Raw genomic sequence first — 12,433 nt, 5'->3', positions numbered from 1 at the left:
GTTCGGCGCAGGAATTGACGTGCCTTTCCGACACAAACTCCTTGATCACCGCCGGGGCCGCCGGGGCCGCCGGAGCGGCGGAGCGGCGGGACGGGGAAGGGGCAGCGCGGGAGCAGGGGTCAGGTCGTCTGCTTGATGCGGTTGGTCAGCTCGGCGATCTGGTTGTAGAGCGAGCGCCGCTCCGCCATCTGCTGGCGGATCTTGCGGTCCGCGTGCATCACAGTGGTGTGGTCCCGGCCGCCGAACGCCTGGCCGATGCGGGGCAGCGACAGGTCGGTCAGCTCGCGGCACAGGTACATGGCCACCTGGCGGGCGTTGACGAGCACCCGGGACCGGGAATGGCCGCGCAGGTCCTCCAGGCTCACCCCGAAGTAGTCGGCGGTGGACACCATGATCTGGTCCGCGGTGATCTCCGGCCCGGCGCCGTCCGGGATGAAGTCCCGCAGCACCTCCTCGGCCAGTGACAGCTCGACCGAGGAGCGGGTGAGGCTGGCGAAGGCAGTGACCCGGATCAGCGCCCCCTCCAGTTCGCGGATCGAGTTCGACACCCGGGAGGCGATGAACTCCAGCACGTCCGGCGGCGCGTACAGCCGCTCCTGGGCCGCCTTCTTCTGCAGGATCGCGATCCGCGTCTCCAGGTCCGGCGGCTGGATGTCGGCGAGCAGGCCCCACTCGAAGCGCGTACGCAGCCGGTCCTCGAGTGTCGCGAGCTGCTTCGGCGAGCGGTCCGAGGTGATGACGATCTGCTTGTTGGCGTTGTGCAGCGTGTTGAAGGTGTGGAAGAACTCCTCCTGCGTCCGCTCCCGGTTCTCCAGGAACTGGATGTCGTCGATCAGGAGGATGTCCACGTCCCGGTAGCGGCGCTGGAACGCGCTCGTCTTGTCGTCGCGCAGCGAGTTGATGAAGTCGTTCGTGAATTCCTCGGTCGAGACGTACCGGACCGAGCGGGCGTTGCCGAGCGTCGTCGCGTAGTGCCCGATGGCGTGCAGCAGGTGGGTCTTGCCCAGCCCTGAGCTGCCGTAGATGAACAGCGGGTTGTACGCCTTGGCCGGCGACTCGGCCACCGCCACGCTCGCCGCGTGCGCGAACCGGTTGGACGAGCCGATGACGAACGTCTCGAACATGTACTTCGGGTTGAGCCGGTTGCCGCCGCTCTCCGTACCGCCCGGCAGCCGGCGGTCGGCTTGGCCGCCCGGACGGTGGTGGTGGTCGGCGCCGCCGCGGCCGGGGCCACCACGACCGGGGCCGCTGTCAGTCGCGCCGTCGCGGGGCAGGCCGCGCATCGGCGCGGGATCGGCGGGGCCGGGGCTCTCCCGGTAGCGGGGCTCGTACCCCCCGGAGTCAGGGGAGGAGGGCTCGACCCGGCGCTCGTCGAAGGGGCGGCGATCGGGCGCGGCGCGCAGCGGCTCGGCGAACGCGGCGCTGAAGAGCGTGTCCTGCGCGTCCCGCCCGGACGGGATCAGATGAGGGCGGCCGCCGTCCGCGGTCCGCTGCCGCGGCGCTGGTTCGTCCGCCTGCTGCTCCGTGCGGGGATCCGCGTAGCCGGACGCGGCGTACCCGGACTCGGCATAGCCGGGCTCCGGGCGAGGCGACGGGAAGGGCGGGTTGGCCGTGGGCGGGCCGGGCTGGTCGAATCCGGGCAGCGGGGCCGCGCCGTCGTGCTCGGGGAGCGGTTCCGGGCTGCTGCGGTAGACAGTGCCGGCCGGGCGTGCTCCGGGGTCCTCGGTGACCCGTACGGTGACGGCCACCTGTATCGGCCGTCCGAGCCGGCGGCTCAGCGCCTCGGTGATGGCCGGGCGCAGCCGCGACTCGATCACGTCCCGGGTGAAGGCGTCCGGAACGGAGAGCAACGCGGTGTCCTCGACGATCGCCCGCAGCCGGGTGAGCCGGAGGTACGCCCGTTGCTGCGCGGAGATGATCTCGTCGGCGAGTTCGTCGGTGGTCGCCGTCCACACCGCGGCCAGGTCGGTCGCTCCGGTCACCGTCGTGCCACCCCCTCGCCTGCTCCTCACGCCCGCCCGGACGGCTGACCGGTCGTCATCCACAAGTTATCCACAGCCTGTGTACCGACCGATTGTGACCGCCCACCGGACGCGGGTCGGACCTGCCCCCCCTCGATTCGCGGAGGCGCTGAAGCGGGTTCACCGTGCCGAACGATTCAACAGCGTGTCCGGTCTTGCCGATCGGCGACAAACCCCGGACCCCCGACGTCGACCGCAATCGGGCACGCTAACAGCGCGGACCCCACGCCATCAACCGGCGACACCCTGACGACCTTGGCAACATCAGTGAAAACCGCCCCTTCGGTCGGGGTTCCGACGCAGGTGGGACGCCGGAGTGTGACGTTTGACGGTCATTGCACCCCTGCGTAGGCTGGAGCGGCTGCTCTCTCGCCCTCTGCTAGGGTGATTGATGCTTGCTGTCCGTGGCTGTCACCTCGCATCGCCGGGGAGCGCGTCACGGCAGCGCCGATCGGAGGTCACCGACAAGGTGGCCTGGACCAGCACACGACCCCGGGCGATCCGCCGCGCGGGGCGTACGACAACGGAGAGCCTGACGTGAGCAAGCGCACCTACCAGCCGAACAACCGCCGGCGCGCGAAGACCCACGGCTTCCGGCTGCGCATGCGCACCCGTGCCGGCCGCGCCATCATCGCTACCCGTCGTTCCAAGGGCCGCACCCGCCTGTCGGCCTGAGGCCGACAGGTCCGGTCCGGGGACGTGGGCAGTCGTGCTGGCCGCCGCGCAACGACTGCGGCGCAGTAGCGACTTCGCCGCAGCGGTTCGCGGTGGCCGACGCGTCGGCCGCGGCGCCGTCGTGGTCCACCTGACCACCCCCGAGCCGATCGGCACCACCGCGACACCTTCGCCGGAGCCGGCGCGGACCAGCGGTGCGGAGACCTCCGCACCACGCCGCGCCGGCTTCGTCGTGTCCAAGGCCGTCGGCGGCGCGGTGGTCCGGAACAAGGTTCGCCGGCGGCTCCGGCACCTGGTCCGCGAGCGGCTGTCCGAGCTGCCCGCCGGCACGACCCTCGTGGTACGCGCGCTGCCGGCAGCCGCCGACGCGACGTACGCCCGGCTCGGGGCCGACCTCGACGCCGCTCTCGCCGCCGCGCGGTCCCCCAAGGGACGGCGGTCGCGGTGACCGGCCCGAGCGCGACTTCGTCGCCCACAACCGGTGCCCGCATGCTGCTGGCGCCTATCATCGCGTACCGTCGGTGGATAAGTCCGGCACTGCCGGCCCGCTGCCGGTTCTACCCGTCGTGCAGTGCCTACGCCGTGGAGGCGGTGTCCCGGCACGGTGCGCTGCGGGGCGCCTGGCTGACGGTCCGTCGGCTGTCGCGCTGCCATCCCTTCCACCCAGGTGGACACGACCCGGTTCCGGAGCCGGGCGACCGCCGCCGTGCCGACGTGACTGGAGCCTGAGTGTTTAGTCTCGACTGGATCTACTACGCGATCTCGTGGATCCTGCTGACCTGGCACTCGGCCTGGGACGCCATCGGAGTTCCGGTCGGGGCCGTGATCGGTACGAACTGGGCCTGGATCCTCGCCATCATCTTCCTGGTGGTGACGGTCCGGGTGATCCTGTTCCCGGTCTTCGTCAAGCAGATCAAGTCGCAGCGTGCCATGCAGGCGCTCCAGCCGAAGGTGAAGGAGCTCCAGGAGAAGCACAAGGGTGACCGGGAGACGCTCCAGAAAGAGATGATGGAGCTCTACCGGAAGGAAAAGGCCAACCCGCTCATGGGCTGCCTTCCGATGTTCCTCCAGATCCCGGTCTTCCTGGGCCTGTTCCACACGCTGCGCCGCCTCAGCCCGGACAACCAGGGCAAGACCCTGTACGGCTGGACTGTCGACCAGTTCAACAGCGCCTCGAACGCGACGCTTTTCACCGCGCCGATCTCCGGCAAGTTCGGCTCCACCGCCGAGGAGCTCAGCCGGCTGGGCGCGAACACCGGCACCGTCAAGGTCGTCGCCGGCATCCTGGTGATCATCATGATCGCCACCACCTACCTGACCAGCCGTCAGATGATCCTCAAGACCGGATGGGCCGAGGATCCGCAGCAGCGCATGGTGCAGCGCCTGATGCTCTACGGCATCCCGCTGTCCCTGCTGATCTCGGGCGCGATCTTCCCCATCGGTGTGATCATCTACTGGGTCACCAACAACCTCTTCACGCTCGGTCAGCAGCAGTGGGTGCTGCGGAAGTTCCCGCCGCCGCCCACGGCGAAGAGCACCACCGCCGCCAAGAGCACCGGTGGCAAGAGCCCGGTGCAGCCGGCCAAGGCCGGTGGCCTGTTCGGCCGCAAGGCCGCCCAGCCGGCGGCGAAGGCCCCGGCCGCTGCGCCGAAGGTGGCCGGACCGAAGCCGGGCGCCAAGCCGGTCAACCCGAAGAAGGGCGGCAGCCGGCCCGCCAAGCGACAGGGCTGAGTTTCACCGGGCCACCGCCGCGATACCGGCGGTGGCCCGTTCCGGCCACGTGCTGCCATCCGAGGAGTCGGCGCCGGGCCGGAATCGCCGCGCGACGCGCGGCCGCGGGCGAAACTGGCCCGTACAGACGTGCCCGAGGGCAACCGGCGAACCTCCCGCCGGCCCCGGGAGACCAGCGGACCCCCGAACGGTCCGGCCGAGCGAGTACGGAGATGAGACCCGTGACCGAGACCAGCATCCCCAGCGCCGACCAGTCCCTGGACGAGGAGACCCCCGTTACCGCCGCCACCGAGACCGAGGACGCCACGGGCGAGCCCCGGGAGAAGAAGGCCCCGGCCGACAGCGACCTGTTCCGGCAGAGCGAGATCGCCGCCGACTACGTCGAGGGCCTGCTGGACATCCTCGACTACGACGGCGACATCGACGAGCTGGTCTCCGGTGGCCGCCCGGTCGTCGAGGTGGTCGGCGGACGGCTGCAGAACCTGGTCGGCCAGCGCGGCGCAACCCTGGAGGCGCTCCAGGAGCTGGCCCGGCTGGCCGTGTTCCGGCAGACCGGCACGCCGAGCCGCCTGCTGCTGGACGTCGGTGGCTACCGGGCCGCCCGGCGCAAGGAACTGGCCGCCGTGGCGAAGAACGCGGTCGAGAAGGTCAAGGAGCACGGTGAGCCGGTGCGCCTGGAGCCGATGTCCGCGTTCGAGCGCAAGTGCGTGCACGACGTGGTGAACGCGATGAGCGGCGTGGAGAGCGAGTCCGAGGGCGTCGAGCCCGACCGCCGCATCGTCGTGCGTCCGGTGACGGACTGAGGTCCGTGATCTCCGACGAGACGACGGCAGGCGCCGTGGCCGGCCCGGGTGGTACGCCGCCCGGGCCGTCGGCTGTGCGCGCCGAGCCCACAGTCGACCCGGTCTTCTCCGACGAGGGCGGGCCGGCCGACCCGGCGTACCCGGGAAATGCCCCGGCCGATCCGGGCGAGCCCGCCTTCTCGGCCGAGCCGGAGGTGGTGACCGGGATCGAGCCCGCCGACCCGGCTGCTGACGTGACACCGGCCTTCTCCGGTGAGCCGGTGGCGGACGCGACGCCGGCCGCACCGGCCGTGCCGGCCGATCCGGTCTTCGCCGAGCCGGCGGAGGACGCGCCTTCCCTTGTGGACGGTGCCACCGCCCCCGACCCGGCTTCCGCTGCACTACCGCCCGAACTGGCCGAGGCCGCCCGTGCGCTCTTCGGTGACCGGCTCGACCTCGCCGCCGCGTACGCCGAACTGCTTGCCACCGACGGCGTGGTGCGCGGCCTGATCGGCCCGCGCGAGGCGCCGCGGCTCTGGGACCGGCACCTGCTCAACTGCGCGGTGGTGGCCGAGCGGATCCCGGAGGGGGCGAGCGTGATCGACGTCGGCTCCGGCGCCGGGCTGCCCGGCCTGGTCCTGGCGATCGCGCGTCCCGATCTCACACTGACGCTCGTGGAGCCGCTCGCGCGGCGTACCTCCTTCCTGATCGAGGCGGTGCAACGCCTCGGCCTGACCCGCGACGTCCGCGTCTTCCGCGGGCGGGCCGAGGAGGCGGCGGCCGGGTCGCGGGACCGGGAAGCGCTGTCCGCCGACATCGTGACCGCCCGCGCGGTGGCGCCGCTGGACCGGCTCGCCGGTTGGTGCCTGCCGCTGCTGGTCTCCGGCGGTCGCCTGGTGGCGCTCAAGGGCGCCTCGGCGGCCGACGAGATCGCCGAGCACACCGAAGCGGTGGTACGCCTCGGTGGCGGTACGCCGGAGCTGCACCGTTGCGGCGAGGGGATGGTCGAGTCCCCGGCGACGGTGATCGAGGTGGTCCGGGAGCGCGTGGTGAACCCGCGCCGGCCCAAGAAGCCGAAGCGGTCGCGTGGCGGCCGCCGTCGTGGCGACCGCTGACCGAAACGGCTGTCCGGACGCCCACCCGGTCGTTGGACCGGGTGGGCGTGACGTGATCGATCGCAACCCGACATGGACCCACTGCGCCCGTCGGCCGTAGGCTGACCGCGCGTCGATAGTGTGGAACGGCGGTGCCGGGCGGCACCCGAACCCGACGGTTCCCGCCGAGCCGACCACGCCGGGCGAGGCGCGGACTCGATTCGACGGGTGCGGACCGACCATCCGGAGCGGGTAGGGATGACAGGTGCATGACGACGGCAGGTACGACGATCTACGAGTAACCGGGTCGGGAGGGAACTCCCCCGGCCCCGTTTCACGTGAAACCAACTACCGGGAGTGGACGGTGAACGAGCCCCGCGATCCGTCCGCCTCGTACCAGCCGGCCGAGACGCCACCTTCCGGTGCCGTGCGGCCGGTGTCGTCGGCGCCCGCGAACGTCCCGCCGGCCCGGGACCCGCTCGACCCGGCCGACGGCCCGGCGAACGCCCCGACGCCGCGACCCCCGGCGGTGCGGGCGAACGCCGCAGTGCCCGCTCGCTTCGAACCCCAGCCGCCCGTCTCGGCCGTGCCGCACCAGGCCGCTCCCGAGGCCGCCGTGGCGCCGTCCGACACGCCACAGGCGAGCGGGTACGGCGACGAGGCAGACGGCAGCACGTACGTTTCACGTGAAACCCCGACGCGCGAAGAGGATGATCCACCGTTGGCTATGGAGGCGATGCGCGCCGTGCAGATCCTGAATCCCAGTGGCGAGGTCACCATGCCCCGCCCGGACCGGACCCGGGTGATGTGCGTCGCCAACCAGAAGGGCGGCGTGGGCAAGACGACCACCACCGTGAACCTGGCCGTGGCGCTTGCGCTGCACGGCAACCGGGTGCTCGTGGTCGACCTTGATCCCCAGGGCAACGCCTCCACCGGTTTGAACGTCCCGCACCACACCGGCGTGCCGGACGTCTACGACTGCCTGATCGACAGCGTGCCGCTCGAAGAGGTGGCGCAGGCCGTCGAGGGCATCCCCAACCTGTGGTGCGTACCGGCCACGATCGACCTGGCCGGCGCCGAGATCGAACTGGTCTCGGTCGTCGCCCGGGAGTCCCGCCTGGCGCGGGCCATCGCCGCGTACCCGGGGCACTTCGACTACGTCTTCATAGACTGCCCGCCGTCGCTCGGCCTGCTCACCGTCAACGCGCTTGTCGCCGCGCAGGAGGTGCTCATCCCGATCCAGTGCGAGTACTACGCGCTGGAAGGGCTCAACCAGTTGATCAACAACATCAACCTGGTACGCCAGCACCTCAACCCGAAGCTCGAGGTCTCCACCATCCTGCTCACCATGTACGACAGGCGTACCCGGCTGGCGGACGCGGTGGAGCAGGACGTCCGGAACCACTTCGGCGACAAGGTGCTCCAGGCCGTCATCCCGCGCAACGTGCGTGTCTCCGAGGCGCCGAGCTACGGCCAGTCGGTGATGACCTACGATCCCGGTTCGCGGGGAGCCACGAGTTACTTCGAGGCCGCCCAGGAGATCGCGGAGCGAGGCGTCAAGGAGCCGGTGAGCCGGAATGCGTAGTGCGGAGATGTCGCTGGGAGGCGTCGCATGAAGAACCGTCCCCGCGGCGGGCTGGGCCGAGGGCTCGGCGCCCTCATCCCCACCGGACCGGTACCGGGTGCCGACCCGGTGGCCACGGAGCCGGAGTCGCCCACGGCGGTGGGCCCGACGTCGGCTCCCGTGGCCGGCGCGACGGCCGCGATCACCGGCGCAGTAGGGAGCGTCCCGCCCTCGGCCGCCGAGCCCGAGTCGCACCTGAGCCCGGTGCCCGGTGCCCGCTTCGCCGAGATCCTGGTCGACGCGATCGTGCCGAACCCGAAGCAGCCCCGGCACGTCTTCGACGAGGAGGCGCTGGAGGAGCTGAAGACCTCGATCCAGGAGGTCGGCTTCCTCCAGCCGATCGTGGTCCGCCAGCTCGACACCGAGAAGTACGAACTCGTCATGGGTGAGCGGCGCTGGCGCGCCGCCCAGGCGGTCGGCCGGGAAACCATCCCCGCGATCGTCCGGGACACCAAGGACGACGCGATGCTCCGGGACGCGCTGCTGGAGAACATCCACCGCGCCAACCTGAACCCGCTGGAAGAGGCGGCGGCCTACCAGCAGCTGCTGGAGGAGTTCGGCGCCACGCACGAGGAACTGGCCCGGCGGATCGGCCGCAGCCGCCCGCAGATCTCCAACACCATCCGGCTGATGAACCTGCCGGCGGCGGTGCAGCGCCGGGTCGCCGCCGGGGTACTCTCCGCCGGTCACGCCCGGGCACTGCTCAGCCTCGACGACGCCGAGGCACAGGAGCAGCTCGCCAAGCGGATCGTCGCCGAGGGCATCTCGGTACGCGGTGCCGAGGAACTCGTGCACCTGGCGCTCGCCGAGGAACCGGCGAAGGCGTCTGCCGCGAAGCGCCGGCCGAAGCCGCACGCCCCGGCGCTCACCGATCTCGCGGACCGGCTCTCGGACCGGTTCGACACCCGCGTGAAGGTCGACATTGGCCGGAGCAAGGGGAAGATCACGATCGAGTTCGCCACCGTTGACGACCTGGAACGGATCGTCGGGCTCATCGGGGTGGGCGAGGAGGAGCGGCCCGAGGCGTAGCCGCGAGGGCTTGTACGGCCGGCCGCACCGCCCGCGAGGGGGTGCGGCCGGTTCTTTCTCCAGGCTGCTGTTCCCCGGGCGATCCGGCTCCTGCGATCGCACTGAGGGTGTGGCGGTTGCGGGACCGCCGTCGGTCTGCCTGCCTTGGTTTCACGTGAAACGAGGACGGCGGTGCGGGGCGGGCTGAGGCGGCGGGCGGAACTCAGAGTCGGCCGTTCTGCTCCCGTGTCGCGAGGCTGGCCTCTGCGATTGACGGGTGGGCGAGGTGCCGGGTGCCGGAGCGCGCCGAGTAGCCCACCGCCCACCGCGCTCGCGTCTACGACAACTCGGAGGCCGGTGGCCGTAGTGACTCACTGCCGAGGGCGGGTCGGGGTCATGACTCCGTGCCAACTTGTGTGGCCACCCGTCGACGTCAGGGCTGCGTGTCCCGTCGAGTTCGGCTGTGCTTGATGATCGGGAACCCGCCGGGTGCCTCGTCTTCCGCTCCATGCTGACGGTCCGATTCGGCGGGCGGAGGAGTAGTCGGTCTGTCTGAACGATGTCGGCGTGGGTGACGGCGACAAGGAGGCGGGCCGGCACCCAGCCGGGTCAGTTGCCAACAAGATTGGCGGCCGCACGGCGTCCAAGGGGTGAGCGAAGGACTGAAGGGGGCCGCCTGATCCGCGCGGCAGCGTGCTGGAGAGAGCTTGCGCTTGCGAGAACCTGTGCCGCCGGGTGAAGGGTCGAGCCTTGCAGCGATAGGGCGGCGTTTCACGTGAAACGGGGGTGGCCCGTCGAGCCTGGAGGGCCGGCCCAGTCGATGATGACGCCGGCGCGTCGAGGCTGGCCCCGCGTCGCCGATGAGACGAGCCGACCGCCGTGGTTGGGTGTGCGCCGTCGCTGCGCGCTAACCGCCCACGCGGCCGCTCTTTGGAACGGTGCTGAAACCGAGTGGAACGCCATGTGTGTCAAAACGCTCCGGAGGCACCCACGCCGTTCCACTCGCGCCCGGTAGGCAGCAGCGGGCGCCGGCGACCCTGGACCGGAAGCGGCCGTCTAGAGGGCGCGCTTCCCCGGATCTCCCGCTTCCCCGAAGGTCACCAACGCCCGCACCCGCCCCGCGCCGGATGAGGGCTAGCGCCGCGCGTCGTCCCGTTGCACGGCGATCCCACCAACGGGAGGATGCCCGCCGGAGCCGCCGGAGCCGCCGGAGCCGCCGGAGCCGCCGGAGCCGCCGGAGCCGCCGGAGCCGCCGGACCAAGGCGACCAACTGGTGCCGGACCGAGCCACCGGCCAAGCCACGCCAGCACCAGGATCACCGAAGACCGGCGGTGCGACTGACCGGGATCGTCGGCCGCCGCCGTTTCACGTGGAACCGACCGCAAGAAGCGCCTCCCGAACCCGGTACGGATCGAGCGCCCGGATCGTTGGAAGAGCGGATCCACACGCCCTCCGAGTTATCCACAGAAGTTGTCCACAGGCTCGTCTCGTTTCACGTGAAACAAAGCGCGGAAACCCTTGCTGAGCAGTGGATGACGCACCGTACTGGTGATCTCGGCAGCCTGTGGACAACACGGTGGACAACCTGTGTGCGGCCGTGGAACGGGTAGGGACAGGCGTCGCCAACTCGGTTAGGGTCAGCGTCGTGCCGGACACCCCTCCCTCAGTTCCAGACTTCACCCAGTGGCCGTCCTTTCCCTTCGAGGGCGATCTCCGCGTCAAGCCGCTCGACGAGCCCGTGCCGTTCGAACCTCCCCGCCGTGGCGAGGCGGATCGGGAGTGCACCGCCTGCAATGCGCCCGACGAGGCGTACATCTGGGTCGGTGAGCGGTGGCGGGTCCGCGCCATGGACCGGCCCACCGGGCTGCCGATGGTCCTGATCCTGGAGTCCCGGTCCCACCTGGATCTGGGCGACCTGCCGAATCTGCTCGCCGCCGAGTTGGGCGTGATGACCGTGCGCCTGGAGCGGGCCATCCGGTCGCTCGACGGTGTGGCCCGGGTCCACGTGAACCGTTGGGGCGACGGCTCCGCGCACCTGCACCTGTGGTTCCTCGCGCGGCCGTACGGGCGACTGCAGCTGCGGGGCACGTTCCTGTCGCTGTGGGACTCGATCCTGCCCCCGATCTCCGAGGACAGGTGGCGGGAGAATCTGGCCATGGTGGCCGCGTGGCTCGCCGAGTTCGGCGGCCGGCCGCTCGCCGAGCCGCCGCGCATCAAGTGGCAGGCCCCGTCGAGCTTCTCCCCGGCCTCGCCCGTGGACGCCGCTGAGGAGCCCGAGGAGGAGCCCGCATCCGTGATCGAGGCTGCGGACGAGATCCCGGAGTCCGAGGCGGCACAGGACGTCTCAGACCCCTCTGCGGGCCCGTCGGGCGACGACCCGTCGCCGGAGGGCGGACCCGAAGCGTCCGAGGAGCAGGAGGAGCCCGAGGACGCCGCTACCGCGGGCGAGGCCGAGGACGACCAGCCGCGGGCGGCGCGTACCCGGGAGGGCTGACCTCAGCGACGGCGGGCGGCGGCCCGGGTCACGAGCGTGCCGAGCACCCGGCCGAAGTCCAGTCCGGCCGCCTGGATGGCCAGCGGCAGCAGCGAGGTTTCGGTCATGCCCGGGGAGACGTTGACCTCCAGCACGTGCGGCTGGCCCCCGGCGTCGACGATCAGGTCGACCCGGGACACGTCGCGCAGGCCGAGCGCGGTGTGCGCGGCGAGCGCCACCTCGGTCACCCGGGCGGTCGTCGCGGCGTCGAGTCGGGCGGGCGCGTGCCACGTGGTGCGGCCGGCGGTGTAGCGGGCCGCGTAGTCGTAGACGCCGTTGCGCGGCACGATCTCGACCGGGGGCAGGGCCTGCGGGCCCTTGCCGAGGTCGAGCACGGAGACCGCCACGTCCATCCCGGGCACGTAGCGCTCCACGAGCGCGGTCTGGTCGTACGCGAAACAGCCGACCATCGCGGCCGGCAGCGACGCCGCCTCCCGGACCACGGCGGCGCCCAGCCCGGACCCGCCCTGCGCCGGCTTGACCATCAGCGGCAGCCCGAGCCGGTCCACGATCCGGTCCAGGACGGCGACCGCCCCCAGTTCGGAGAAGCGGTCGTGCGGCAGCGCCACCCAGTCGGGCGTCGGGATGCCCGCCTCGCGCAGCACCGCCTTTGCGGACGGCTTGTCCCAGGCGAGCCGGGAGGACCGGGCGTCGCAGCCGACGTAGGGCACGTCCCAGAGGTCGAGCACGCCGCGCAGTGAGCCGTCCTCGCCGGTGGCGCCGTGCAGGGCGATCACCACCGCGTCCGGCGGGTCGGCGGTCAGGGCGGGCAGCAACGCCACGTCGGCATCGCGCAGTTCCGCCTGTACGCCGACCGCGCGCAGGGCGTCGAGCACCCGGCGGCCCGATCGCAACGAGACGTCCCGCTCGTAGGAGAGGCCACCGGCGAGCACGAGCACGTGCAGCTCGTCGACGGCGGATCCGGTCACGGGAGGCGGTGCGGCAGGGCTGTCGGACATGCGGGC

Annotated in this window: 11 protein-coding genes; 9 read left to right on the top strand and 2 right to left on the bottom strand. The window is 71.6% G+C overall.

Annotated features, from left to right (window positions below):
• Positions 1-119 precede the first annotated feature (119 nt).
• Positions 120-1,982, bottom strand: a complete 1,863-nt coding sequence (dnaA, locus tag FHU28_RS02795; RefSeq protein ID WP_184680569.1) for a chromosomal replication initiator protein DnaA — start codon at positions 1,980-1,982, stop codon at positions 120-122.
• Positions 1,983-2,558: 576 nt separating this feature from the next.
• Between dnaA and rpmH the strand changes: the two genes are divergently transcribed.
• The 9 genes from rpmH to FHU28_RS02750 all read left to right on the top strand — a co-directional run bounded on the left by rpmH (position 2,559) and on the right by FHU28_RS02750 (position 11,429).
• Positions 2,559-2,696, top strand: coding sequence for a 50S ribosomal protein L34 (gene rpmH, locus FHU28_RS02790; protein ID WP_184680567.1), 138 nt, complete (start codon positions 2,559-2,561; stop codon positions 2,694-2,696).
• A gap of 34 nt (positions 2,697-2,730) precedes the next feature.
• Complete coding sequence (gene rnpA / locus FHU28_RS02785; RefSeq protein ID WP_184680565.1) at positions 2,731-3,144, top strand: ribonuclease P protein component; 414 nt, start codon at positions 2,731-2,733, stop codon at positions 3,142-3,144.
• A gap of 41 nt (positions 3,145-3,185) precedes the next feature.
• Entirely contained in the window at positions 3,186-3,425 is a 240-nt protein-coding gene (yidD, locus tag FHU28_RS02780; RefSeq protein WP_091567651.1) for a membrane protein insertion efficiency factor YidD, read from the top strand.
• A complete protein-coding gene (gene yidC, locus FHU28_RS02775; protein ID WP_184680563.1) occupies positions 3,426-4,427 on the top strand; it encodes a membrane protein insertase YidC in 1,002 nt (333 codons plus the stop codon).
• 212 nt (positions 4,428-4,639) lie between these two features.
• The gene (locus FHU28_RS02770; protein ID WP_184680561.1) at positions 4,640-5,230 is read left to right on the top strand and encodes a Jag family protein; all 591 of its coding nucleotides are present in this window, start codon (positions 4,640-4,642) and stop codon (positions 5,228-5,230) included.
• A 341-nt stretch (positions 5,231-5,571) separates the two neighbouring features.
• On the top strand, positions 5,572-6,324 hold the full coding sequence (gene rsmG / locus FHU28_RS02765) for a 16S rRNA (guanine(527)-N(7))-methyltransferase RsmG (protein ID WP_311773687.1): 753 nt from the start codon (positions 5,572-5,574) through the stop codon (positions 6,322-6,324).
• A gap of 244 nt (positions 6,325-6,568) precedes the next feature.
• On the top strand, positions 6,569-7,888 hold the full coding sequence (locus FHU28_RS33000; protein WP_311773508.1) for an AAA family ATPase: 1,320 nt from the start codon (positions 6,569-6,571) through the stop codon (positions 7,886-7,888).
• A gap of 27 nt (positions 7,889-7,915) precedes the next feature.
• Complete coding sequence (locus FHU28_RS02755) at positions 7,916-8,956, top strand: ParB/RepB/Spo0J family partition protein (protein ID WP_184680559.1); 1,041 nt, start codon at positions 7,916-7,918, stop codon at positions 8,954-8,956.
• 1,624 nt (positions 8,957-10,580) lie between these two features.
• Positions 10,581-11,429: a hypothetical protein gene (locus FHU28_RS02750; RefSeq protein ID WP_184680557.1), complete on the top strand. Its 849-nt coding sequence runs from the start codon at positions 10,581-10,583 to the stop codon at positions 11,427-11,429.
• A gap of 2 nt (positions 11,430-11,431) precedes the next feature.
• Here the strand turns inward: FHU28_RS02750 and FHU28_RS02745 are convergent, their stop codons facing one another.
• On the bottom strand, positions 11,432-12,427 hold the full coding sequence (locus tag FHU28_RS02745) for a D-alanine--D-alanine ligase family protein (protein WP_184680555.1): 996 nt from the start codon (positions 12,425-12,427) through the stop codon (positions 11,432-11,434).
• Positions 12,428-12,433: the final 6 nt, after the last annotated feature.

Origin of the sequence: Micromonospora echinospora, from assembly GCF_014203425.1 — a bacterium.
GTDB classification, from domain to species: Bacteria; Actinomycetota; Actinomycetes; order Mycobacteriales; family Micromonosporaceae; genus Micromonospora; species Micromonospora echinospora_A.
Note: the sequence above shows the minus strand (reverse complement) of the source record. Positions and strands in the feature narration are given on the sequence as shown.

What these genes read in the sequence shown, in the direction of transcription:
- FHU28_RS02745 (WP_184680555.1), bottom strand. Translation starts at nt 12,427, where the DNA reads ATGTCCGACAGCCCTGCCGCACCGCCTCCCGTGACCGGATCCGCCGTC.
- yidD (WP_091567651.1), top strand. Translation starts at nt 3,186, where the DNA reads ATGCTGCTGGCGCCTATCATCGCGTACCGTCGGTGGATAAGTCCGGCA.
- FHU28_RS02755 (WP_184680559.1), top strand. Translation starts at nt 7,916, where the DNA reads ATGAAGAACCGTCCCCGCGGCGGGCTGGGCCGAGGGCTCGGCGCCCTC.
- FHU28_RS02770 (WP_184680561.1), top strand. Translation starts at nt 4,640, where the DNA reads ATGAGACCCGTGACCGAGACCAGCATCCCCAGCGCCGACCAGTCCCTG.